Origin of the sequence: Nocardioides sp. (assembly GCF_036267815.1) — a bacterium.
GTDB lineage: Bacteria > Actinomycetota > Actinomycetes > Propionibacteriales > Nocardioidaceae > Nocardioides.
In genome coordinates this window covers 1-23673 of the sequence record NZ_DATAVI010000076.1, presented here as the reverse complement: position 1 = coordinate 23673, position 23673 = coordinate 1, and the positions used below count along the sequence as shown (strand labels likewise).

Genomic DNA, 23673 nt, shown 5'->3' with positions numbered 1-23673 from the left:
AACATGGCTCACGTAGTTCTTCCATGCCGACAACGGGGGCATGGCGTTGTGAGCGCTGCCATAGAAGCTGGGCGTGATGCCCAGCACCACGAGCGGCTTGGCGTTGTAAGACTCTGCGTCGCTGACGAGCGCGTCGAGATGGCTGAAGTCGAATACGCCTGGCGCCGTCTCGAGGTTGGGCCAGTACACCCCATTGACACTCAGGTTGAGGGCCCCCAACGGCGCGTGGGGATACGAGGTCGGCAGCGAGGGCGCCCACATTCCGAAGAAGTGCGAGCCGATCTTGTTCCCCTTGCCGTGTCCGTGGCCTTCGCCCTTGGAGACATGGGCCGCGGGGGCCAACTGGCTATGGCTGGCTGCCGCCGGCTCCGTGAACCGCGCCGACGCCGGGCCGCTGACGCAGGCCGCCAGTGCCAGGGCGCTAGTGCCGATCAGACCTCGTACTCCGAATCCACGCATCAGAACTCCACTGCTATGCATTCTGTCCCCCTCGACTTCCGACACCCCAGGCGCACCGTAACCTCGTCGGCCTGTTTGCGTTAGCAAAAGGACGCGATTTGCGGCAAAACTGGGGGAGAGATAGTCCGCCGGGGTGTAGGGGGATGCCTTTGGGGTGGGCGGCTGCTATGGCGGATCAAGTTTTCGTCGCTAATTTCGAGAACGTGCGACGGTGGCTGGTCGGCTGATGGTGGTCTCGGCGGGCTCGACCGGCGGGGTTGGCCGGAGGGGGGGTCAGCCGACCTCGCGGAGGGTGTCGGCGTGGTCGCGGTACCACGCGACGGTGGCGGCGATGCCGTCGTGCAGGCGGATGCTCGGCTGCCACCCGAGTGAGTGCAGGAGGCTGACGTCGAGCAGCTTGCGGGGAGTGCCGTCGGGCTTCGTGGCGTCCCACTCGGTGCGGCCGGTGAAGCCGACGGCGTCGGCGACGAGCGCGGCGATCTCGCTGATCGTGAGGTCCTCTCCGACCCCGACGTTGACCTGACCCGGCCCGTCGTAGTGCTCCAGCAGATGCAGGCACGCCGCCGCCATGTCGTCGACGTGGAGCAGCTCGCGGCGCGGCGTACCCGTCCCCCAGTTCGTGACGTACGGCGCGCCGGTCGCGGCCGCCTCGTCATAGCGCCGGATCAGGGCCGGCAGCAGATGGCTGCCGACCGGGGAGAAGTTGTCGCCGGGGCCGTAGAGGTTGGTCGGCATCGCCGAGATCCACGGCAGGCCGTACTCGCGACGCACCGCCTGCACGCCGAGGATCCCGGCGATCTTGGCGATCGCGTACGCCTCGTTGGTCGGCTCGAGATGGCCGGTCAGCAAGGAGTCCTCGCGGATCGGCTGGGCGGCGAGCCGCGGGTAGATGCACGACGAGCCGAGGAACAGCAGCCGCTCGACCCGGTGCTCCAGCGCGGCGTCCATCACGTTGGTCTGGATCCGCAGGTTGTCGGAGAGGAACTCCACCGGGCTCCGGTCGTTGGCCAGGATCCCGCCGACCTTGGCCGCCGCGAGCACGACGTAGCGCGGTCGGACGTCGGCGACGAAGTCGAAGACCGCCTCGCGGTCACGCAGGTCCAGCTCGGACGAGCCGCGGCCGACCAGGTCGTGGAAGCCGGCGGAGACCAGTCGGCGCCAGACCGCCGAGCCGACCATGCCGCGGTGCCCGGCGACGTACGTCGTGGCGTCGCGGTCGAGCGGGCCGGGGTCGAAGGCGGCAGGACTCACGGCAGGACTCACGGCAGGGCCGGCCAGCCCGGCAGCACGGCCTGGTCGATCCACGGGCGGCCCTCGTGCTCGAGCGCCTCGATGTCGGCGTCGACCATGATCCGGGCGAGCGCGGCGCCGTCGACGGTCGCCTTCCAGCCCAGCACGCGCTCGGCCTTGGACGCGTCGCCGCGCAGCGCGTCGACCTCCGACGGACGCAGGTAGCGCTCGTCGAAGCGGATGTGGTCCTCCCAGCTGAGCCCGGCGTGGCCGAACGCGACCTCGATGAACTCACGCACGCTCAGTGAGCCCCCGGTCGCCAGCACGAAGTCGTCGGGCTCGTCGGCCTGGAGCATCCGCCACATGCCCTCGACGTACTCCGGGGCATACCCCCAGTCGCGCTCGGCGTCGAGGTTGCCCATGTAGACGTACTGGTCGAGACCGGCCTTGATCCGGGCCACGGCCCGGGTGAGCTTGCGGGTCACGAACGTCTCGCCACGACGCGGCGACTCGTGGTTGAACAGGATGCCGTTGACGGCGAAGAGCCCGTAGGCCTCACGGTAGTTGCGGGTCGCCCAGTAGCCGTAGACCTTCGCGACGCCGTACGGCGAGCGCGGGTAGAACGGCGTCGACTCGTCCTGCGGCGGGGTCTCCGCGCCGAACATCTCCGAGCTCGAGGCCTGGTAGAACCGGCACTCGACCCCCGACATCCGGACGGCCTCCAGCAGCCGGATCGCCCCCAGCGCCGTGGCGTTGCCGGTGTGCTCGGGCTCGTCGAAGGACACCCGGACGTGCGACTGCGCCGCGAGGTTGTAGACCTCGTCGGGGTCGATCTCGCGCATCAGGGTGATCAGCCGCGCGCCGTCGGTGAGGTCGCCGTAGTGGAGGTACAGGCGGGCGTTCTGGTCGTGCGGGTCGCGGTAGAGGTGGTCGATCCGACCGGTGTTGAACGTCGACGCGCGACGGATCAGTCCATGCACCTCGTAGCCCTTCCCGAGCAACAGCTCGGCGAGGTAGGAGCCGTCCTGGCCAGTGATGCCGGTGATGAGCGCTCGACGCACGAAGTAGCTCCAGACGCGAAGTGTTGTGGACATGACAGCCCCGCAGGAGAGGGCAAGTCATTGTTGCCCTCATGCGAGCGGTTTTCGGGCCATTCCACGAACAGAAGGCGTGTCGAGATGACACAGTTGACGCCGTGACAGACATCTACGAGCCCTCCCTCCTGCGGGGCTCGACCTCCCCCTCGGGCGTGCGTCGCTACGACGTGTGCAGCGTCCCGATCGCCGACCTCGACGCACTCGCCGCGGCGGAGCTGATCGTCAGTCACGCCGTCGCCCGCACCAGCTACCAGGTGCACCTGTGCAACGCCTACACGCTGTCGCTGGTCGACCGTGACGACGTGCTGCGCGAGGCCCTGCTGGCGGCCGACCTCAACCTCCCCGACGGCACCCCCGTCGCCTGGATGGGTCGCGGCACCACCGCGCAGACCGGTCCCGTGCGCGGCCCGGGTCTGGTCGGTGCGGTCGCCACTGCCGGCCTGGGGGTCGCGCGTCACTACCTGTGGGGCGGCAAGGACGGCGTCGCCGGCGGGATGGCAGACGGCCTGCGTGCCGCTGTTCCCGGCGTCGAGATCGTCGGCACCGAGACCCCGCCGTTCCGCCTGCTGTCCGACGAGGACCTCTTCGACCTCGCCGGCCGCGTCCGCGCCTCCGGCGCCAACATCTTGTGGGTCGGGCTCGGCACGCCGCGACAGGACTACGTCGTGCGCCGCCTCGCCCCGCTGCTGGACATGCCGATCGTGCCGGTGGGCGCTGCCTTCGACTTCTGGTCGGGCGCGGTCGCCGAGGCGCCGGTGTTCCTGCACGGCTCGGGCTTCGAGTGGGTCTACCGCCTCTCGCGTGAGCCGCGTCGCCTGTGGCGTCGCTACCTCATCGGCAACCCGCGCTTCCTCTTCTCGGCCTGGCGGCACCGCCGCTCAGCCGGGGTCTGACCGAGCCGACTCCTCGCGCACCCTGATCGTCGCCTCACTCGCGCGCGCGCTCGCACCGGCGGGTACGTCGTGCAGCACCAGCGCGTGCGCACCGATGCTCGCGCCCGCGCCCACCGTGATGTCGCCGAGGATGCTGGCGCCGACGCCGACGGCGACGTCGTCCTCGAGCACGGGAGCCCGGCCGTCGAGCCCGACGTTGCCGACCGTCACGCCGTGCCGCAGGGTGACCCGCGCGCCCAGCACGCTGCTCTGATGCACCACGAGCCCGTAGCCGTGGAAGATGGTGAGCCCGGGGCCGGCGGAGACGCTGACCGGGATCTCACAGCCGACCAGACCCTCGCACGTGGCGCGGTAGGCGAGGGCTACGGCGATCGCGACGGGGTGACGGCGGCCCAGCCGGCGTCGCACCAGCTGGGCGAACCGGAAGAAAACCAGGAACACCTGGATGCGCGGCGTCCCACGGTTGGCGGCCCAATCTTGGAGAATCTCACGGCGCACCCTGGCGTCCCTCACCTTCGTTGCCCGCCCGTCAGCCGACACCCTAGCCCAGGAGGATCCGCCATCTCCGCCACGATCGCGGTCGCCGCCCAGACCCCGCCACCCCTCGGCGGACAGGCCGCCATGGTGCAGGCGCTGCTGGACTCGGACGACCCGCGAGTGCGCCTGATCCACGTGCCGTTCAGGTTCAGCGACTCGATGTCCGAGATGGGCAGGCCGGGTCTGGCCAAGGTCCGCGCGCTGGTCCGCGCCGTCGTCGGCACCTGGCGGGCACGACGGGAGGGCGCGCGCAGCCTCTACTACTGCGTGGCCGGTGCGGAGCGGTTCCCGCTGTGGCGCGACGCGGCCTTCCTGGCCCTGTGCCGCTGGCGGTTCGACCGGACCGTCTACCACTTCCACGCCGGCGGTGCGGGCGACTACCTGCGCCGCGCGGCCGGCTGGGAGCGGCTCCTGCTCACCCGAGCCATCGGCCGCCCCGACCTCGGGATCAAGCTGAGCGCCACCAGCCCCGACGACCCGGAGTACTTCCGGGCCCGGCGCGTGGTCGTCGTGCCCAACGGCCTCGGCAGCCCACGCGATCATCCGGCGGGCGACTCCCGCGGGCCGCGCGAGCCCGGCGCACCGGCCCGTCTGCTCAGCATCGGCAGGCTCACCGCGAGCAAGGGCTGCTTCCGCGTGGTCGAGCTCGTCGCCGACCTGCGGGCCCGAGGGCTCGACGTGTCGGCGGAGCTGGTGGGCGAGGCCGACGGCCCCGAGACCAGCCGCCGGCTCTCGGAGCTGGTCGCCGAGCGCGGTCTCGCCGATCACGTAGCACTGCCGGGGACGCTCCAGGGCCGGGAGAAGTGGGACGCGTTCGACCGTGCTGACTTCTTCGTGTTCCTGACCGATTTCGAGCACGAGAACGTTCCCTTGGTGATCATTGAGTCCATGATGTGCAGCCTCCCCGTCATCGCCTCCCGGTGGCGCGGCATCCCCGGACTCCTCGACGACGGAGCGCTGGGGACGCTGGTCGACCTCGAGAGCTGGCCGTCGGTCGTGGACGACGTCGAGCGGGCTCTGCGCGACCCCGCCCGCACCCACGCCGCCGCCGAGAGGGCCCGCGCCGCCTGGGAGTCCCGCCATACCGCGGCTGCCTACACGACCGCGCTCGTCGACGCGCTCGCGGCCGACGGGAGCGTGCGGGCGTGAGCCGGGTCGCGGTCACCGGCGGCTCCGGCTTCATCGGCAGCTACCTCGTCGGGGAGCTGGTGGGCGAGGGGCACGACGTCCTCAACCTCGACCTACGACGCCCGCAGGCGCACGCCGAGGTCTGGCGCGAGGTCGACATCACCGAGGCCGCCGCGGTCACGCCGGAGCTCGAGCGCTTCCGACCCGAGGCGGTGGTCCATCTCGCGGCCCGCACCGACACCTTGTCCGACGACGTCGAGGACTACGCCGGCAACTGGGTCGGCACGGAGGTCACCTGCCGCGCCGCCGTCCGGGTCGGCGCCACCCGCTACCTGTCGACGTCGACCCAGTACGTCCACGCCACCGACACCGCCCCCGACGACGACCAGGACTTCTCGCCGTTCACCGCGTACGGCGAGAGCAAGGTCCGGTCCGAACAGGTCACCCGCAAGGTCCTCGACGGCAGTGGGACCGACTACGTCATCGTCCGGCCGACCAACATCTGGGGGCCGCGCCATCCGCGCTACCCTTCGGAGTTCTGGCGGGTGCTCGGCCGCGGGCTCTACGTCCACCCGGCCGTCACCCCTCCCGTGGTCCGCGCCTATGGCTACGTCGGCACCGTGACCTGGCAGCTGCGAGCCCTGCTGAGCATCGCGGACCTGCCGTCGCACGAGGTCCTCTACGTCGGCGACCGGCTGCTGCTGCTGGACGACTGGGTCGACGCCTTCAGCGTGGCCCTGCGGGGGCGGCGGGCACGACGGGTCAGTCCGCGGGTGCTCACGACGCTCGGCCGCGTCGGCGACCTCATGGGACGGGCCGGCGTCCGGGCTCCGCTCACCTCCAGCCGCGTGGGCAACATGATCGGCCCGAGCGACGCACCCATGGACCGCACGTTCGAGCTCCTGGGCGAGTCGCCGTGGACGCTGGACGCCGGCGTGGCCGAGACGGTGCGGTGGCTCCGTGAGTCGTCCGAGGGCGGCCCATAGCCGATGACCCAGCCCATGACCCGGCCCATGGCCCAGCTCGTCGTCATCTGCACGCGCAACCGGCCCGCCGACCTGACCCAGGCTCTGCGCCACGTCCGAGCGATCGACGCCCGGGTCGAGGTGCTGGTCGCGGACTCCAGCGACCAGCAGGACGCCGGCAAGGTCGCGGAGATCGTCGACGCCACGACCCAGTGCGTCCTCCTGCCATGTACGCCGGGCCTCGCGCGCCAGCGCAACCAGGCCCTCGCCTGGGTCCGCGCCGAGCGTCCGGACACCGACGTCGTCCACTTCATCGACGACGACACCGAGGTGCTCCCCGGCTACTTCGACGAGATCGCGCAGACCTTCGCCTCCGATCCCGACCTCGCCGGGGTGGGCGGCGTCGTGCTGAACCAGACGCGCCCGCGCCACGTGCGCGCCAAGAGCCTGTTCTGCCTCTACTCGACCCGCCCCGGAGTGGTGCTCCCGTCCGGGCGGACGACGATCGGGCACTACGAGGGCGACGAGGCCAGGTCTCCGGAGTGGCTGCCGGGGTGCGCCATGAGCTATCGGCTGTCGCTGGTCGGGGACACGGCGTTCGACGACCGGCTCGAGGGCTACAGCTACGGCGAGGACATGTACTTCAGCCATGCGCTGCGAGCCCGGCATCGCCTGGCGATCGCGCGCAAGGCGCAGGTCGTCCATCGGCTCAGCGAGCAGAACCGCCTGTCGCGCACCCGCCTCGCGACCGACAAGGTCGCGCTCCTGCACAGGTTCGTGCGGGAGAACCCCGACCGCGGGATGCGGCGTACCGCCTTCTGGTGGAGCGTGGTCGGCGACATCGTGCTCAAGCTCGCGGACGGCGTCGCCCACGGTGACCGCGACTCCGTCGCGGAGTCTCGTGCCATGCTCGGCGGCGCGTGGCACACGCTGCGGCGACCGCTTCCCGCGCGGCGTCCAGGACAGCAGGGGAGGTGAGGTGACGACCTCCCCCTCGCCGGCTCCCTCGCCGTCCGGATCGCCGTCCGGTTCGCCGGGGGCACGCTCCGACGTCCGTGAGCTCGCGCGCAGCGGCTCGATCACGTTCGCCGGCGGGATCGGCGGCGCCGTCTGCACCTTCCTGCTGCTGGTCGTGCTCGCGCGCGTGGTGGGCTCGACCTCCACCGGCCTGTTCTTCCAGGCGGTCGCCGCGGTCAGCACCTGCGCCATCGCCGCCGCCTGGGGAGCCGGCACGACCCTGACCCCGCGGGCGGCCCGGCTGCTGGCGCACGACCGCGCGGACCTCGGCGAGCTGGCCTGGGCGTCGATCGCCCCGGTGCTGGTCGTCGCGGTGGCGATGGCCGCGTTGATCGAGGCACTGCACGGGCCGCTGGCCGCCGCGATGACCGGCTCGGCGGCCGACCGCCACGACCTCGGGCTGACGCTGGTCGCCACCGCTCCGGCCATCCCTCTGATCGTGCTGACGCGCCTCCTCACGGCCCTCGCCCGCGGGGTGGGGGCGATCGGGCCCACGGCCCTCTACGACGCCGGCGGGCAGCCCCTGCTCCGCCTCGCGCTGTGCTGGCTGGTCGCGGCAGCCGGCGGCGCCTTGTGGGCGATCGGGCTGGCGTTCACCGCGGCCGCGGGCGTCTCGGTCGTCGGCGCCGCCTGGCACACGCTGCGGAGCGTGCGCGGGGTCGGAGCCGGCCTGCGCCGCCCGGATGCCTGGCCCCGCGCCGAGGCCCGCGCCTTCTGGGGATACTCGCTCCCCCGCGGTCTCGAAGAGCTGTTCCAGGCCACCAACATCTGGCTGCTCGTGGTCCTCGTGGGCGCGCTGGCGAGTCCTGCCGAGGCCGCCACCTACTCCGCGGTGAGCCGCTTCACCCTCGCCTCCACCCTGCTCATGCAGGCGATCACCACCGGCATGGCGACCCGCCTCACCACCGCACTCGCGCGCGCCGAGCACGACCGGGTCCGCACGCTCTTCCAGTCGTCGGTGACCTGGACCGTTGGCCTGTCGATCCCGGTCGCGGTGACGATGTGGGTCTTCCCCTCGGCCCTGATCGAGCTGGTCTCACCCCAGCTCCCGGGGGCCGACCTCGGCCTCCGGGTGATGGCCCTGGCCACCTTGGCCAACGTCGTCACCGGACCCTCCGGGGCGGTGATCCTGTTCGCCGGGCGCAGCTCGTGGAACCTGTGGATCGCACTCCCCGCAGTAGCGCTCATGCTGACGGTGGCGGTCCTCGCGGTGCCGGCACACGGAGCCGACGGCGCGTCGTACGCCTGGGCCGCGGCCATCGGCCTCCAGAGCATCCTGGGGTACGTCGTGACCCGCCGGGCCTTCGGCCTCGACCCGTTCACCCTGCCGACCCTGCGCCTGGGCGGGTGGTCGGCGTTGCTGACGCTGCCGGCGGAGGTGGTCGCTCAGCTCATCCTGGGCGACCGGGTGATGGGACTCGTGGTCGGCGTGGCGGCCGGCGCCGCGCTCTATCTGGGCGGCAACGCGCTCACGTCGTGGCGGATGTGGGTGCGCGTGCCGGTCTGAGCGCTCCAGCGACATCACGAAGTCGGCGATGTGGTCCACGCAGGTGCCGTCGGGGTGGAAGAACAGCTGCTCGGCCACCTCGGCCCACACCGTGGCGTCGACCCCCCGGGCGACCGCCGCGTCGACGGCCTGCGCGAGATCGGTCGCATCCTCGCCGAGCAAGGTGGAGCACCTCACGACGGCGCGGAACGGATGCTCGCCGGTGAGCAGCGCGAGCGACTCGTCGTCGACCGCGAAGACCAGTGGCCTCTCCAGGAGCACGGCCTCGAGCATCACGCTGCTGAGGTCGCCCACGACCACGTCCGCCGCGGCCAGGAGGTCCAGCAGGCCCCGGCCGGGGCTGTCGTCGAGCGCGAGATGGACGTGCGGCCGGTCGGCGGCCAGCGCACGGTAGGCCGCGACGACGGGCTCCGGGGTCTGCGGGTGCAGCCGGACCAGGAGGACCTGGTCCGGGCGCAGCTGGCGCACCAGCTCCAGGCCGGTGCCTTCCACGGAGGAGGGCCCCCAGTACGTCGGCACGTAGGTCACGACGGTCGCCCCGGTCACGTCGCCGAGGTCGGCCCGCAGCTGCGGCGACAGCGAGGGCGCGCCTCGCCGGGACACCACCTGGTCCGTCCGGGCGACGCCGAGGTCGACCAGCCTGTCCCCGGGGATGTCCAGCCCGGCCATCGCTTGTCGCGCGTAGGGTCCCGGCACCCCCACGAAGTCTTGGGCTCGGAGCAGGTTCGCGCGGTCCCGCCCGGCGAAGTACGGCTTGACCGAGTTCCCATGGCCGAGGAAGAGCGTCCGGGGACCTCGCAGGCGCTCGCGGCGCCCGAGGTCGAACAGCTCGTAGAACAGCACGACGCGGGCCTGCCTCTCCAGGAAGCGCACGGTCCGGCGCGCGGCCCAGGGGACATGGAGGTACTGGTCGGTGCGCTCCAGGCGGGGGCCGGTGCGCCGCCAGCGTCGCGGCAGGTCGTCGATGACGCGCACGGGCACGTCGTACGGCGCGAGCCTGGCCCGCGCCTCCTCGGAGAGAACGACGAACTCGCCACCGATCCGCTCCCACACCGGGAGGGCGTGGACGACGTGCGAGGTGATGTTGCCGAGGAAGTAGAAGACGTCGCCAGACCTGTCCAGCCTCCCGAGCATGGCTGGCACGCTAGGAGTCGCAACCGCCCACGCGCGAGGGCGAAACGGGCCTTCGAGCCCGACATTCCGTTGCCCTGCGAGCCCCGGTCGCGTCGTCCATACTGGTCGTGGAGTCCCCAGACGTCGTCCGGCGTCGGGAGCCCCCCACGTCCACCACGCACGGGAGACCCCATGACGTTCACGGGCATCCCGCCGCTGTACGGCCGAGATACCCCCGCAGACCCGCCCGCGGAGCAGGCCGGTCCGCGGTCGGACGACGGCCCGGATCTCGGCGACCTCGGCGACCTTCGGCTCCAGGCCGGGATCACCCTGCGCTTCCTGGGGCGCCTGGTGGTCCAGGCGGCCGTGCTGGGCCTCGTGCTCGGTCGCGTGCACTCGGTCCTGCTCGCGGCGATGGTCGCCGTCCTGATCGGTCTGGCGCTCGTCGTCCGCTTCCCCTCGCCCGGCTCGGTGGCCTACCTGGGGGCCTTCGCCGCGGTCACCCCCGACACCATCACCGTGCTCCACATCGGAGGTACGCCGATCACCGCGCGGACCGTGGTGTTCGCGCTGTTCAGTGGGCTCACCCTGGTCTCGGTGCTGCGCGGCACGATGAGGCTCCGCGTGCCGACGCCGCTGCTGCTGGCCGGACTGGCCATGGCCGCCGTGATCGGCACCGCCGAGAACGGGCGCACCAAGAGCCTGCTCGAGTTCGTGATCCTGATGCTGCTGCCGCCGATCGCGGGCGCGACCCTCGCCACGGACCGCCGGCTGGCGGTGGAGCTGCTCCGCGGACTGACCGCCGGCACGTTCCTGGTGATCGCCTTCGCGATCTTCGAGGGGATCCAGAACCACGACTACCTCATCAGCGCCGCGAACGTCGGCACCTTCGTCCGCGCGGGACACGTCCGCACGACCGCGGGCTGGGACTACCCCACGACGCTGTCGGCCTTCCTGTGCCTGGCCGGCTTCTTCGTCGCGCACCTGCTGCGCACCCGGTGGGGCTTCCTCGGCCTGGCGCTGGGCGGCGCGCTGGTGACCGGGGCCGTCATCACCACGCAGGCACGCTCGGGGCTGCTGGGCCTCGCCGCCGGCGTCCTTGCCTACCTGCTGCTCCAGCGCAAGGCGAGCCAGGCGATCGGGGCCCTGAGCGGCCTGGGCGGGATCGTCGCGCTGGTGCTGGTCTTCCCCGGAGCCGCGCCCGGATCGTTCCGGACGTTCCTCAGCCAGTCGCTGACCAGCGGCAGTGCCGCGAACTCCAACGTCGTCTACCGCCAGGACCTCTACACCGACGCGCACGCCGCGGTCGCCGTACACCCGTGGTTCGGATGGGGATACGGGTCCGGCAACAGCGTGGCCACCAACGAGCTGGGCAAGTACTTCGGGCAGCTCACCGACCTCGCGAGCCTGCCGGTCTCCTTGGCCGTCCAGCTCGGTCTGGTCGGCACGGCCTGCGTGTTCCTGTTCCTCCTGGTCGTCGTGATCCGCACCATCCGCGCCCGCCACCTCCCCGAGCGCCTCCCCCTCGCGACCGGGCTGATCGCGAGCTTCGTGGCCATGATCGGCGTCCCGGTGACTCCGCCGCTGACCTGGATGCTCCTGCTCGCCGGGGTGGCCTGGACGCTGACCGGGCGACCGCCGCAGCGCTCAGCGGACGTCATGGAGGCGGAGGACCCGGAGCCGGCGGCCGACGCCGAGTTCGACACCCCGCCCTGGGCGGCGTTCAGGCAGGCGGGATAGCCCTCACCGCTCGGGTCCGGACCGGTCTGCCGATCTCAGAGAGCGCCAGGCGGTCGGCACGGCGCGCATGCCCCTGCGCAGGCGACGGAGCCGGGCCAGCGCGAGCGCGCGCCTGCCGGGAGCCAGCCCCGGGTCGTCGACGCGCAGCTCGTCCTCGGTGAGCACGGCGGCGTACCACAGGAACCGCGGCCACCGCCGCTTGGGCAGCCGGCGCAGCTCGTCGAGCCAGCCCGCCACGCTCGCGTCCGGCTGGGTCCGCAGCGCCCAGGCGCGCAGCTCCTCGCCGCGAAGGCTCCCGCGCCCGACCTGCGGCGCTGCGACCCGGTCGAGGAACGGCGCCGCGGTGTCGGCGGCGCCGAGCCCGGCGGCCAGCTCGGCCAGGTCGCGCAACGACGCCTCGTCGAACCGCTCCCGGACGCGCTCGACCAGGAGGTCGAGCTCAGCGACCTTGCCCGGCTCGTGGGGATCCCGCAGGGAGTGCAGCGCCAGGACCAGCGCGTGGCCGCCCCGGTCGGGGCAGGAGATCTCGCGCTCGGCGACCCGGACGGTGTCACGGCGCAGCCACAGCCGTTCGAACACGTCCTGGGGGTCGTCGAAGAAGCCGGGGAACCGGTCGTGCAGGTCGAGCTCGCAGGCCCACAGCGGATGCCGGTGCGTCTGGGAGTGCAGGGGCAGCACGGTCGGCGAGGTGTAGGGATGCTCGTCGACCCAGCCCAGGTCCGTCAGGCGAGCCGCCAGCACGTCGCGCCGGGCCGGGTCGACCAAGGCGTCCACGTCGACCGACGTGCGGGCGGCGCGCAGCTCCTGGAGGACCGCGGCGGGCCCCTTGATGAACAGGACCCGCACGCCCTGCTCGTCGGCCACCGACGAGACCAGCGCATGCGCCAGCAGCACGGCCTCGGTGAGGTGGACCTCGGTCACGCCAGGGCCCCCTCGTCGAGCTCGACGAGATGCATCTCGGCCAGCGAGCGCAGGGCATCGGCGGTCAGCTGCTCGGCACCGCCCTCGGGCGGGGCACCGAAGACGCGGACCAGCTCCGCGGCCACGTCGTCGGCCGCGGCCCACTGCTCGCCGAGCACCTCCCAGGCCGTCGTCGCGAGCTCGGAGAGCAGGACCACGACGCCGTCCTGGGAGTAGACGGCGGCCAGGCCGTCCTCGACGTACTCGTCGACGACCTCGCGGCGGCGGGCGCGCATCAGGCCTCGCCGTCCAGAACAGCGCGGACGACGGGGCCGAGCTGCCCGGCCTCGGCGTAGGTCACCCGGCGTACGCCGCCGGTGCGGTGCGCGAGATCGGCCAGCCGGTGCAGGGGACGCGTCATCTCCCGGGTGAACGACGTCTGGGCGACCAGCTCGGGGAGCGCCTCGACCGTCGACAGGGGCTCCAGGACAGCCGCGCCCACGTGCGCGGGATCGCGCCGCAGCTGGAGCAGCCCGCGCAGCGGGTAGGCGCGGTCGGTCGCACGCACCAGGCCGAGCCGGCCGGGTGAGACCTGGTCCTTCACCGCGTCCGACGGGCGGGCGAGGACGGACAGCGGCTTGGGGTACGGCACGACGCACAGGTCGTCGTCCACGGCCGCGGTCTCGTCCGAGAGGTAGACCAGATCGGTGCACAGGGTGCGTGCCACGGTCGTCTTGCCGGTGCCGGAGGGGCCGTACAGCGCGACGGCGCCTCCGGTCTCGGGGTCGGCGACCGCGCAGGCGTGGAACATCACCAGATCGGATCGGTGCGCGGTCAGCGCCAGGCCCGTCACCATCGGCGTGAGCCGATCCATGACCGCGCCGAGATCGGGCCCCGACAGGGTGCTCGGGCCGACCTGGAGAGGGTCGCCCCCGGGGCCCTCGCGAAGGGTCACCGAGAGCCGTCGCTCCGGGTCTAGCTCGGTCTCGGTGTCGGTCTCGGGAGCGTCGTCGAAGGCTGCCTCGGGGAGGCACCAGGCCCAGGCCTCGGCCACCGCCGTGGCGAGCTCGGAGGCGCCTGATCCCGCACAGTGGACATCGAATCGCAGTTTGAGAGCTTCCAGGCGCACGACGTGCGGATCACCTACGCTGGAAGCTCGCACCCAGGCGAGTGTAGGACCCGCCGGTCCCGCGGCGAGGAGTCGTTCATGGAATTCAAGGACTATGTCCGCATCGTGCTCGCGCACTGGGTGGGCGTCCTTGTCCTGACCGTCCTCGGGCTCGCCGGTGCGGTGGGCTACAACGCCACCCAGCCCCAGGTCTACGAAGCCAGCGCGACCGGCTACGTCACGGCCGGCAACTCCGACAACACCGCCGACGCGACCCTGGCCGACCAGCTCGCCAAGGCCAAGGTGACGTCGTACGTCGCCGTCGCGACCAGCACCAAGGTCGCCAACCGCGTCATCAGGTCCCTCGGTCTCCAGACCTCGCCGGGCGCGCTGATCGGCAGCATCTCGGTGAGCCAGCCGACCGACACCGTGCTGCTCGACATCTCGGCCCGGTCCGAGGACCCGGTCAAGGCGCAGCAGCTGGCGAACGCCTGGGTCAGCGCCCTCGCGGCGGAGATCAAGACCCTCGACACCCAGACGTCGTCGTCGGGCACGTCGACGGGCACGTCGACGGGCACGACGTCAGACACCGGCGGCGAGCCGTCGTTGCACATCGAGGTCCTCTCGCAGGCCGAGCCCGGCGCGCTCGTGCTTCCGCGCACGAAGGTCAACCTCGTGGTCGGTCTGCTGCTCGGGTTCCTGCTCGGGTTCGCCTACGCCCTGGTCCGCCACCAGTTCGACCGTCGCCTGCGCTCGTCGGAGGAGGTCGAGCGGAGGTTCGGCACCCCGGTGATCGGGATGATCCCGCGCTCCTCCCAGGTCACCGGCGGCAACGGCGTGCTGGCGCTGACCGTGACCAGCCCCGCTGGCTCGAGCAACGCCAGCACCTCCGAGGGCTTCCGCAAGCTGCGCACCAACCTTGCCTACATGGACGTCGACCACCCGCCCCGGGTCATCGTCGTGACCAGCCCCAAGCAGTCGGACGGCAAGTCCACGGTCGCGGCCAACCTCGCCGCCGCCATCGCGATCGGCGGTCAGCCGGTCACCCTCGTCGACGGCGACCTGCGTCGGCCGTCGGTGGCCGGCTCCCTGGCCATGGTCGACGGCGCCGGTCTGACCGACGTCCTCGTGGGCCGGGTCAATGCCTCCGAGGTGATGCAGGACCACCCCGACGTGCCGGGCCTTCGGGTGCTGGCGTCGGGAGCCATCCCGCCCAACCCCAGCGAGCTCCTCGGCTCCAACGCCATGCGCACCCTGATCCAGGAGCTGGCGGCCGAGGCGATGGTGATCATCGACGCGCCGCCCCTGCTGCCGGTCACCGACGCCGCGGTCCTGACCCGGTCCGCGGACGGCGCCCTCGTCGTGATCTCCCACGGCGGCACGCTCGACAGCGAGCTGGGCGCCTCGCTCTCCCACATCAGCGCTGTGCACGGGCGCACCCTGGGCATCGTCTTCAACCGGATGCGGCGCTCGGCCGGCGGCGCGTCGTACGGCGGCGACTACTACCGCTACGAGTACAAGCCCGAGTCGGGCCGACGCAAGGCCAAGCCCGGGCGCCAGAAGGCCGACAGCAGCTCGAAGAGCTAGAGCCGCTCCGACTCCGGGCACCCCGGCGTCCTACGAGACGATCGAGCCAACGAACGACTCGTATGCCGTCGCGATCGCGGAGTGTGGGCTCACCACGTGAGGCCACCGCGCTCCTCACCTTCGCGGCAGGCGAGCCTCAGGCGGCCAACTCGATGGTGACCCGGGAGCCGGGCATGACTGATCGCACGCAAGCGCAGGTGTCGCTGCAGGGCAGGTAGCTGTGGGCGGCGTGGCCACACTGGAGGCACGCGAGGTCGTGTGACAGGTGCTCGTCGTCGGTCTGGATCGTGTCCCACATGGTCTTTGCCCCTGCCTTGCGTCGGAGTGTCCTCACCTCTACATCGAACGGGGACCAGTGCATCCGACACCTCTGAGGAAGCTCTGAGGTCCCGAGTTGCGCGCGTTCGCCCATCGCCCGGCAGACGAGCCGCGCGAGTCCCGAGTCGATCAGCAGCGGTCGATCTCCCTACCGGCGCACGCCGGTGCCGTCGCCCGAGGTCGTCGCCGGCCCGGCTGCCGGCTCCGGAGGAGACGGCGGTCGTCTCCGCCGAGCGCGTCTGCTGGGAGTCCGTCCGCGACGCTCCCGGCTGATATGACGCGCGCCCATTCCCGACTCGAGATCTCCGGCCTGCTGAGCCACTGTTGCGGCGGACTTTCACCTTCGTCGGGCGACCTCCCGCGATGCCGAAGGGGTCGCCCAGGTGTACGTCGCGTCCTGGAACGAAGGGCTGAGCCATTCGATGCCACCTCGGGTGCTCGACCCTGAACAGGTCGCCCGATGGGAGCGCGACCTGGACGCAAGGTCACTGCGATGGTGGGTGGCGGAGGGTGGTGGCCCGTCAGTCGTTGGCTTCGTGGGAACCGGCTCAAGTCGCGACCCGCTCGACCGCGATTTGGGAGAGCTGGACACCATCGCTGTCTCGCCCCCGTGGTGGCGTCATGGAGTGGGCAGCCGATTGATGAGCCTGCTCTTCGAGATCTGGTTGGCGCGGGTCACGCCCACGCCATCGTCTGGACCCTGGCGGAGTACGAGCAAGGGCGGCACTTCTACGAGGCGACCGGATGGCGCGCCACCGGTGAGGCACGCGATTGTGGGCGACAGATTGCCTTTCGTCGCTCACTCGTGGACTCGTGCGGACTGCCGTGACCGGGTCTGGATCGGTACGGCACCTCTTGTCGCGCCGACAGGCGGTGAAAGGGCGCACCTGTCTGGGCCTGAGCTGAGCGGAGGGTTCACCTCCAGCCGGATCGCTCAACTGCTTCCTGTGCGATCGCGGTCACCGTTCGCCCGTCGCCGACACCTGGACTGGTGAAGCGTCTCCGGCTCGCAAGGTTGTTGCCGGGGTCCGGCGACGGGGCCACTGCTGGCGGACGAGAGCCCGGGACGGGCTAACCCCGTCCTGTGTGATCCAGCATCTCTGTGGCGACGATGGGCCAGAATTCGTGGGGCAACAACTGGTGGCCGACGCCTGCCAACGGGAGCAGCTTGCTATGGGGCAGCTCGTGTGCGAGTACCTGGGCGTGACGGAACGGAAGGATCGGGTCCTCAGTCCCGTGGATGACCAACACAGGGTGCGTGATCTCGGCGTGCCGGGCCCTGATCTGTGTGGTGCCTCTGCTGGACGCGCTGTGGTTGACGCTGGCGGCATGGATGTCGAGAGTCCGGTCGAAGACGCGCCCGGCGTAGTCGCGGGCCTTGTCCTCATCGAAGTAGTCGGGTCCTGCAAACTGTCGGTCCCACAGCGCGTAGTTGTCGATGTACGCCTGGCGATCCCCCCAGTCCGGCGCTGGGCGCTCGGCGCCGGCGAATTCCAGGAACGCTGCTGTCGGTGGAGGGAGCGTGGGGTCGCGAGGATCACCAGGCGCCAGTGGAGTGCTCGAGAGCAAGGTCAACGACTGGACACGTTCGGGCTGCCTGAGGGCGAGACCTCTCGCGACAGCGCCACCCAACGACCCACCCGCGACGTGGAACCGTTCGACGCCCAACGCGTCTAGCAGGCCGATCGCGTCATCGACGAAGTCGTCGAAGCCGTAGGGTGGAGCGCCTGGCGGATACGAAGTCGACTGACCCGTGTCGCGGTTGTCGTAGCGGATGACGTACCGGCCGCCAGAGGCAAGGAGCTGGCAGAAGCCCTCGTCCCAGCCGTCCATCGGGCCGGAGGTGCCAGCGATCAGCAGTAACGCCGGGTCGCCTTGCTCGCCGAAGGTCTCCACACACAACCTGACGTCTCCCACGGTCAACAGACGCTGACCGTTGCTTCGCGTCTCTGGCGTACCCATACCCGACATACTCGCTCGCGGCGCCGAGGGGACGCTAGCTCGGCATGTGCTTGTACCCGACATCGGGTGAGTCCGCCTCCAGCAGCAGACACGCACTGCGCAAAGAACGGGACGGTACATGCAGCGACCCTGCTCGCGTTCTCAGTCACGACGCCAGCGCTGTTCGGATGGTTGCCTCCACGATCGAGTAGTCGCCATCCCCGCGGTCGAGGCGGAGCTGCTCGGCCGGTGCCAGCGGTGGTTGGCCCAACAGTCGAGGACGCCCGCCGTGGTGCGGTTGAGCAGCGTGCACCAGGAACGGGTGGCACAGATAGACGTCACCGGGCGCGCCGGTGGCGAGAACGGTCGGCCGCTCGACGCTGGCCCGATCGACGAGGGGCCCGATCGTGAACGCAGACGCCCCCGCCTCGCCGTAGGGCGCAAGCACCCGCGGCACGTCGTGGTGCGAGCCGACGCGGATCCGAGTCGGGGCCTGGGCCTCGTCGACCTCGCTGAAGAGGAACAGCATGAGCAGCACCCGATCCCGGGACCGAACGTTGGTCCAATAACCGGGGCCACGGGGCGACTCGTAGCTGCCCTCGATGTGCCATCCCGCGTCGTCGGGTTCTACCGCGTGGGGAAAGCGGATCGGAAACGATCCCATCCCACGCCGGGGTCGCCAGCGGCCGGCCCCGACGAGCTGGTCGAACGCCTCGGTCAGGGCCGGTTGGTTCGCCGCCGCGGTGAAGGCCTCGTCAGTGAGGCCGCCGACCCACTCGACCGGGTTGCGCCAGGTCTTCGGGTCGTCGCGCACCGGATCGATGGCAGCCCACAGCAGCTCGGCGCACTCCTCAGCAAGCGCCGTGGGCACGCCGCCCTCGATCAGGACGAACCCATCCCTGACGAAGTACTCGATCTCGGTGTCGGAGAGCACGAGCCCATCATCGAAGATTTGCTCGCACCAAGTACACAGGTAACCCCCGACACCGCCAGAGGAGGAGCCAGTTCAGCTCGGGTCGGGGTGCCGACTCGCGGATAGACTCGGCCGATCGCGGCCGTGAGCGGCCGATTCCGGCCTGTTGTCGTCGAAAGCGTGCGGGCATGAGTGCGGCACTTGTTCTGATGTGCGGTCTGGCGTTCTCTGGGAAAACCACGGTCGCCCGCACCATCGCACAAACGCTCGATGCCGTGCTGGTGAGTCTCGATGACATCAATGACGAGCGCGGACTGTGGGGCGGCCATGGCCTTCCCGTCGAGGAGTGGCGGCGCACACACGAGGTCGCCCGCACCAGGCTGGGCTTCGCACTAGCGGCAGACCAGGCGGTCGTCATCGACGACACGAGCAACCTACGTCTACTACGAGACGGCTACCGAGCACTGGCTGACGCCTACGACGCGCCGTTCATCTTGGTCTTCGTGAACACCCCGCTGGAAGACATCAGAGAGCGGCGGGCCGAAGCGTCCACGAGTGGGGACCGACGCTCAGTAGACGGCGCAGTCTTCGCCGAGCACGCAGCATCGTTCGAGGAGCCGCAGTCCGACGAGCTGGCCCTGCTCCATCGACCCGGTGACTCTCTAGATGGGCTGCTGAGCGACTTGAGAGAGATCCTGGCTGGCCGAGTGGCCGACCGCTCATCGACCGAGTGAATGTCTCCCGGCCCCGAACGCGACGGATGACGCACCACGCTGCGGCATGAGAGGCCGCATCCCAAAGTGGGATGCGGCGGGTATGGTGGGCGACATGAGCACTCAGATCGCCGTTCGCCTGCCCGACGAGATGGTGGCCTTCCTGGACCGCACAGTGGCCACCGGCAAGGCTTCCAGCCGGGCCGCGCTCGTCGCGGTGGCGGTGGAGCGGGAGATGCGTCGACAGGCCGCCGAGCAAGACGCCCAGGTCCTTCGTGAGCACGGCCCCGCCGACGACCTGGACGAACTGGTGCAGTGGACCAGCACCCACCTCGAGATCGCGGACTGACCAGTGCGCGCGATCTGCCTGGTGAGGCTCGACAAGACCCGGCCGGCTCTGGTCTTGACACGCGAGGCAGCGCGGGCCGCGATGACCAAGGTGACCGTCGCTCCGATCACCACCACCATCAAGGGCTTGTCGAGCGAGGTCCTGGTCGGACCCGACAACGGGCTGGATCACGACTGCGTGGTCGCTCTCGACAACGTCATCACCGTCCCGGTGAACCTGCTCGGACGTACCGTCGGGTACCTCAGCGCCGAACAAGAGGCTCATCTGTCGCGCGCCGTGGTCTTGGCCTACGACCTCGACCTACCGCTTCTCGAATGACCACGGGCGCACCTGACAGCGAGCGTAGGGTCGCCGCGTGTCCGCCTTCGTGCTGCGGCGTTGGGACTTACACCACTATCCCTTCCCTCAGGCTCCTCTCCACGTGCACGACCTGGGTGACGAGGCGTTCATCGTCCTGACCGGCGAACTCGACGTAACTCTCGGCTCCGAGGTGAGACGGCTACAGACGAGCGAGTTTGTGTTGGTCCAAGCCGGGACACCGCACACGTTCGCAACGGTCAGCGACACGCCGACGTCCGTTCTGGTCGCGATGACCCATGACGTCGATGCGTTGGTGCGGGAACTGCACGAGGCGCCAGAGCACGAACGCCCATTGGTGTGGGCGCGGCACGACTCCCGGGTCGCGTGACGTCCGCTCACTGCGGTGCGTGCCCGGACAGCGGCAGAGTGCGTTCAACTGTGCCGACTCGCCGCAGTGACGCGCGTGCGAGACGGAAGCCCGTCCTACGTGGAGCAATCGACTGCCCAGGTTCAGTCGTCGCCGGTGACGAGGTTGCCGCGGTGGGTCAGTACCAACAGCCACACCAGCGACGGCACGACGAGCAACAACGCCAGGATCGCTACGACGAGAAGGGCGGTCATGGTCGACCCCGGTGCGGCGGCGGCGTGCAGGTCGAGGTGGGTGCCGAGGAGATAGGGATACTGGGCGGCTCCCCAGCCCGCAAGGACCGCGGCGACGGCCAGCGCGCCGATCGGACGGATCAGTGCCGGTGACATGCGGCCCGGACGGAGCGTCATCAGGAGGGCGGCCAGTCCGGCGAGCGCGGAGACGGCCATGAGCGGCCAGCCGCGGTGGAGCAGCTCGTCGTACAAGCGATGGGCGTCGTGTCGCAGGACGAAGAGCCCTGCCACCGCCACGACACCACAGGCAACCGCCGAGGCCACCGCACGTCGCCGTGACCACTGCTCAAGAGCGGGTGCGCCATCCCGGTGCGCCTCGGCGGTGAGGAACAGCGCCGCGAGGTAGCCACAGGTAAGCACGGCCAGGACGCCGCCGAGGACCGAGGTGGGGTTGAGCCAGCTGGTGATCGGGTCACCGTGCCCGGCTGTCGGGACGCGGCCGGACGCGATGCCGCCGGCGACGGCGCCAAAACATAGCGGGGTGATCACCGAGGAGCTGGCGAAGGCGATGCCGTTGAGGCGCTGCTCGGCCGTGTGCATCGAGACCTTACGGAACGCGAATCCGGAGCCCCGCAGCACTATCCCGAACGCTGCGATGCCGAGCGGGATGTAGAGCGTGGTCATGATCGCCGAGAACGCGGTTGGAAAGCCCGACCAGAGCAGGACCAGACAGAAGATCAGCCAGGTGTGGTTCGCCTCCCAGACTGGGCCGATGGCGTGGTCGATGAGGGACCGAGCGGGGGCACCCCGGGCGGCACCGCCGGCAGTGAGGTCCCACAGGCCCGTGCCGAAGTCGGCCCCCCCCAGCACGCCGTAACAAAGGATCGCGACGAGCAGGACGACGCCGGTAGCGGTGCTCACGACGCGTCCACCAGCCCCGGGTCCCCGGTGTGGCCCTGGTCCGGGTCGTTGTCCGGGCCGTAGGGGACCGAGGTGGTCTCGCCCTGTGCCCAGCGTCGTCTCAGCCCCCTCAGTGCATAGACCGAGCCGACGGTGACGCCGGAATATATGAGGACAGCACCGCCGAAGAACGGCCACAGGTCGCCGGAGGTCTGGACGGCGTCGCGGGTGAGCAGCAGACCGACGACGGTCCAGGGTTGGCGGCCGACCTCGGTCACGATCCAGCCGCACTCGAGCGAGACGATGGCGACCAGCCCGCTGACGGCGACCGCGCGCAGGAACCAGCGGTTCGGCTCCACGGCCCGAGATCGCCACCACAGCCAGACGAACCACAATGCGAGGCCGAGCAGCGCGAACCCGGTGCCGACCATGACGTCGAAGGACAGGTGGACCACGTTCACCAGGTTGTCTGGCGGCCGGACCGGGGCCGGGACGGCATCGAGCCCGTGCACTTTCGTCGACGGACTGAACCCCGAGAGGAGAGAGGCACCGGATGGGATCTGGATCCCGAAGTGCATCTTCCCGTCAACCAGGACGCCGCCGAGGGTCTCGGGCGCGTGGGTGCGGGTATGGGGAAGGGCTTCGATGGCGGCGAACTTGGCGGGCTCGGCGTTGAAGACGTACCGAGCGATGACGTCGCCCATCGCGATCTGCAGAGGGATCGCGACAGCGCCAACCGTCAGCGGCATCAGCAGACCGATGCGGTGGTACCGGTCCCAGCGGCCGCGAAGGATGCCGACCGCGTAGACGCCCGCCACAGTGAACCCGGCGACGACGTACGCCGCGAGGAGCATGTGCAGGGCCTCGTACCAGAACGAGTCGTTGAAGAAGACCTGCCAGACGTCCACATCGACGACCTTGCCGTCGCGGACGGTAATGCCGCCCGGCGAGTTCATCCAGCTATTGGCTGCCACCACCGAGAACGTGCCGCCGACTCCGGACAGCACCACCGGAAGCCCGCTCCAGAAATGCACCCAGGGCGAGAGCCGCTTCCAGCCGTAGATATAGATGGCGACGAAGATCGCCTCGAGGAAGAAGAAGATGCCCTCAACCGCGAACGGGAGCCCGTACGCGGCGCCATACCGGTCCATCAGGCCCGGCCACAGCAACCCCATCTCGAACGACAACACGGTCCCCGACACAGCGCCCACAGCGAACAGCACGGCCGCGACCTGAGACCACCGCTGCGCCAACAGCATCGCCTCCGCGTCGTCATGCCGCAGACCGCGCCAGTTCGCCACCATCGTGATGAACGTGAAGGCCACCCCGAATGGCACCAGGATGATGTGGAAGCCCAACGTGAAAGCCATCTGCTCCCGAGCCGGAAGTAGCTGTGAGGGATCGGCCGCGGCCAACATCAAGACCGACATCCTCAGCACCCTTGGCGGACCACGAACTTAGGAATCGGCACGCAAGTACGGCTCACATCTGGACCGTACTCGCCGCTCGCGTGTCGCCCGCCGCCGCCCACCAGCCAGCCGGCCTTGCTCAGGCATCACCACGGCCGCACGTTGCCACTCGAAATCTCCCAGGCGCCACCCGGAAGGCATCGGGGCGAATCTTTGTCGTCGGCGGCGCTAAGTGTCCTCGTACGTCGCCGGACCGTGCGAGACCGTTGAACTCGCGACCGCAGGAGCAGACTCGGAACATCACCTAGTGTCCTGTCAGGCTGAAGAGCTGCTTATTTGTTGATGGCGGTGCAGTAGCCGGCGAGGCGGTCGAGGATCTCCTCGGCGCTCTTGTGCCAGGTGAACGGTTTTGGGTTCTCGTTCCACTGCTCGACCCAGTTGCGGATGTCGGCCGCCAGGGCCTTGACGCTGGGGTGGGCGGAGCGTTGGAGCTTCTTGGTGGTCAGGGCTGAGAACCAGCGCTCGACCAGGTTCATCCACGATCCGTAGGTCGGGGTGAAGTGGAAGTGGAACCTCTTGTGGCGCAGCAGCCACTGGTGCACCGCCGGGGTCTTGTGGGTGGAGAGATTGTCCAGGATCACGTGCACGTCGAGCTCGGCGGGCACCTGACGGTTGACCTTGTTCAGGAACGCGATGAAGTCCGCGGCGGTGTGGGACTTACGCAGGTCGGTGATGACCTGGCCGGTGGCGATCTCCAGGGCGGCGAACAGGTCCAGGGTGCCGTTGCGCTCGTAGTCGTGGGTGGCCTTGGCCGGGGTGGTGGGCAACATCGGCAACGTGGGCGCTGACCGGTTGAGGGCCTGGATCTGTGGCTTCTCGTCGACCGCGAACACCGCCGCCGCAACCGGCGGGGACAGGTAGAGGCCGACCAGGTCGCGGATCTTCTCGA

24 protein-coding genes and 1 pseudogene are annotated in these 23673 nt (G+C 70.3%); 12 read left to right on the top strand and 13 right to left on the bottom strand.

Translation table 11 applies throughout. The features are described from left to right. The 3 genes from VHW64_RS16495 to gmd all read right to left on the bottom strand — a co-directional run. On the bottom strand, positions 1-459 hold a 459-nt coding region (locus VHW64_RS16495), incomplete at its 3' end, for a hypothetical protein (protein ID WP_329651668.1). Positions 460-732: 273 nt separating this feature from the next. Continuing rightward, complete coding sequence (locus tag VHW64_RS16490) at positions 733-1710, bottom strand: GDP-L-fucose synthase (RefSeq protein WP_329651667.1); 978 nt, start codon at positions 1708-1710, stop codon at positions 733-735. An 8-nt stretch (positions 1711-1718) separates the two neighbouring features. Further along, a complete protein-coding gene (gene gmd, locus VHW64_RS16485) occupies positions 1719-2783 on the bottom strand; it encodes a GDP-mannose 4,6-dehydratase (RefSeq protein WP_329651666.1) in 1065 nt (354 codons plus the stop codon). A gap of 101 nt (positions 2784-2884) precedes the next feature. Here gmd and VHW64_RS16480 point away from each other — a divergent pair, with 101 nt between their 5' ends. Then, positions 2885-3679 (top strand): WecB/TagA/CpsF family glycosyltransferase, encoded by a 795-nt coding sequence (locus VHW64_RS16480; protein WP_329651665.1) that lies wholly within the window; start codon positions 2885-2887, stop codon positions 3677-3679. Here VHW64_RS16480 and VHW64_RS16475 read toward each other — a convergent pair. Next, on the bottom strand, positions 3665-4177 hold the full coding sequence (locus tag VHW64_RS16475) for a hypothetical protein (protein ID WP_329651664.1): 513 nt from the start codon (positions 4175-4177) through the stop codon (positions 3665-3667). The two genes, VHW64_RS16480 and VHW64_RS16475, sit on opposite strands and share 15 nt — an antisense overlap. 123 nt (positions 4178-4300) lie before the next feature. Between VHW64_RS16475 and VHW64_RS16470 the strand changes: the two genes are divergently transcribed. From VHW64_RS16470 to VHW64_RS16455, 4 genes are read left to right on the top strand one after another with little or no spacing between them, the layout of a single operon-like run. Further along, a complete protein-coding gene (locus VHW64_RS16470) occupies positions 4301-5365 on the top strand; it encodes a glycosyltransferase family 4 protein (RefSeq protein ID WP_329651663.1) in 1065 nt (354 codons plus the stop codon). Beyond that, positions 5362-6330, top strand: coding sequence for an NAD(P)-dependent oxidoreductase (locus VHW64_RS16465; protein ID WP_329651662.1), 969 nt, complete (start codon positions 5362-5364; stop codon positions 6328-6330). Before VHW64_RS16470 ends, VHW64_RS16465 begins: the two co-directional genes overlap by 4 nt. A gap of 15 nt (positions 6331-6345) precedes the next feature. Continuing rightward, the gene (locus tag VHW64_RS16460) at positions 6346-7287 is read left to right on the top strand and encodes a glycosyltransferase family A protein (RefSeq protein WP_329651661.1); all 942 of its coding nucleotides are present in this window, start codon (positions 6346-6348) and stop codon (positions 7285-7287) included. 1 nt (position 7288) lies between these two features. After that, positions 7289-8833, top strand: a complete 1545-nt coding sequence (locus VHW64_RS16455; RefSeq protein WP_329651660.1) for a lipopolysaccharide biosynthesis protein — start codon at positions 7289-7291, stop codon at positions 8831-8833. A 234-nt stretch (positions 8834-9067) separates the two neighbouring features. Here the strand turns inward: VHW64_RS16455 and VHW64_RS16450 are convergent. Continuing rightward, positions 9068-9967, bottom strand: a pseudogene (locus VHW64_RS16450) (CDP-glycerol glycerophosphotransferase family protein); the annotation flags it as partial. Between the two features lie 171 nt (positions 9968-10138). Here VHW64_RS16450 and VHW64_RS16445 point away from each other — a divergent pair. Further along, a complete protein-coding gene (locus VHW64_RS16445; RefSeq protein WP_329651659.1) occupies positions 10139-11686 on the top strand; it encodes an O-antigen ligase family protein in 1548 nt (515 codons plus the stop codon). Between the two features lie 3 nt (positions 11687-11689). Here VHW64_RS16445 and VHW64_RS16440 read toward each other — a convergent pair whose 3' ends face one another. The 3 genes from VHW64_RS16440 to VHW64_RS16430 are packed head-to-tail and all read right to left on the bottom strand — an operon-like array spanning position 11690 to position 13640. Then, on the bottom strand, positions 11690-12607 hold the full coding sequence (locus tag VHW64_RS16440) for a nucleotidyltransferase family protein (protein ID WP_329651658.1): 918 nt from the start codon (positions 12605-12607) through the stop codon (positions 11690-11692). Then, complete coding sequence (locus VHW64_RS16435) at positions 12604-12882, bottom strand: hypothetical protein (RefSeq protein ID WP_329651657.1); 279 nt, start codon at positions 12880-12882, stop codon at positions 12604-12606. The genes VHW64_RS16440 and VHW64_RS16435 overlap by 4 nt, the downstream gene beginning before the upstream one ends. Continuing rightward, on the bottom strand, positions 12882-13640 hold the full coding sequence (locus VHW64_RS16430) for a hypothetical protein (protein WP_329651656.1): 759 nt from the start codon (positions 13638-13640) through the stop codon (positions 12882-12884). Before VHW64_RS16430 ends, VHW64_RS16435 begins: the two co-directional genes overlap by 1 nt. Before the next feature lie 153 nt (positions 13641-13793). Between VHW64_RS16430 and VHW64_RS16425 the strand changes: the two genes are divergently transcribed. Beyond that, on the top strand, positions 13794-15281 hold the full coding sequence (locus VHW64_RS16425; RefSeq protein ID WP_329651655.1) for a polysaccharide biosynthesis tyrosine autokinase: 1488 nt from the start codon (positions 13794-13796) through the stop codon (positions 15279-15281). 740 nt (positions 15282-16021) lie between these two features. Next, positions 16022-16594 carry a GNAT family N-acetyltransferase gene (locus VHW64_RS20335; protein ID WP_414690517.1) on the top strand — a complete coding sequence of 191 codons (573 nt, stop codon included), beginning with the start codon at positions 16022-16024 and terminating at the stop codon, positions 16592-16594. Positions 16595-16670: 76 nt separating this feature from the next. On the opposite strand, the gene VHW64_RS16420 is transcribed toward VHW64_RS20335, so the two are convergent. Together VHW64_RS16420 and VHW64_RS16415 are read right to left on the bottom strand one after the other, a co-directional pair. After that, positions 16671-17495, bottom strand: a complete 825-nt coding sequence (locus tag VHW64_RS16420) for an alpha/beta hydrolase (protein ID WP_329651654.1) — start codon at positions 17493-17495, stop codon at positions 16671-16673. Positions 17496-17706: 211 nt separating this feature from the next. Further along, positions 17707-18474, bottom strand: a complete 768-nt coding sequence (locus VHW64_RS16415; protein WP_329651653.1) for a phytanoyl-CoA dioxygenase family protein — start codon at positions 18472-18474, stop codon at positions 17707-17709. A gap of 167 nt (positions 18475-18641) precedes the next feature. On the opposite strand from VHW64_RS16415, the gene VHW64_RS16410 reads away from it, so the two are divergent. From VHW64_RS16410 to VHW64_RS16395, 4 genes are all read left to right on the top strand, one after another. After that, positions 18642-19187 (top strand): ATP-binding protein, encoded by a 546-nt coding sequence (locus tag VHW64_RS16410; RefSeq protein ID WP_329651652.1) that lies wholly within the window; start codon positions 18642-18644, stop codon positions 19185-19187. A 94-nt stretch (positions 19188-19281) separates the two neighbouring features. Continuing rightward, on the top strand, positions 19282-19515 hold the full coding sequence (locus VHW64_RS16405; protein ID WP_329651651.1) for a ribbon-helix-helix domain-containing protein: 234 nt from the start codon (positions 19282-19284) through the stop codon (positions 19513-19515). A 21-nt stretch (positions 19516-19536) separates the two neighbouring features. Beyond that, positions 19537-19833, top strand: coding sequence for a type II toxin-antitoxin system PemK/MazF family toxin (locus VHW64_RS16400; protein WP_329651650.1), 297 nt, complete (start codon positions 19537-19539; stop codon positions 19831-19833). Between the two features lie 37 nt (positions 19834-19870). After that, positions 19871-20203, top strand: a complete 333-nt coding sequence (locus VHW64_RS16395) for a cupin domain-containing protein (protein ID WP_329651649.1) — start codon at positions 19871-19873, stop codon at positions 20201-20203. Between the two features lie 122 nt (positions 20204-20325). Here the strand turns inward: VHW64_RS16395 and VHW64_RS16390 are convergent, their stop codons facing one another. The 3 genes from VHW64_RS16390 to VHW64_RS16380 all read right to left on the bottom strand — a co-directional run. Further along, complete coding sequence (locus VHW64_RS16390; protein WP_329651648.1) at positions 20326-21336, bottom strand: cytochrome d ubiquinol oxidase subunit II; 1011 nt, start codon at positions 21334-21336, stop codon at positions 20326-20328. Further along, the gene (locus tag VHW64_RS16385; RefSeq protein ID WP_329651647.1) at positions 21333-22733 is read right to left on the bottom strand and encodes a cytochrome ubiquinol oxidase subunit I; all 1401 of its coding nucleotides are present in this window, start codon (positions 22731-22733) and stop codon (positions 21333-21335) included. The genes VHW64_RS16390 and VHW64_RS16385 overlap by 4 nt, the downstream gene beginning before the upstream one ends. Before the next feature lie 323 nt (positions 22734-23056). Then, a partial coding sequence (locus tag VHW64_RS16380; protein ID WP_329651646.1) for an IS630 family transposase occupies positions 23057-23673 on the bottom strand: 617 nt, incomplete at its 5' end.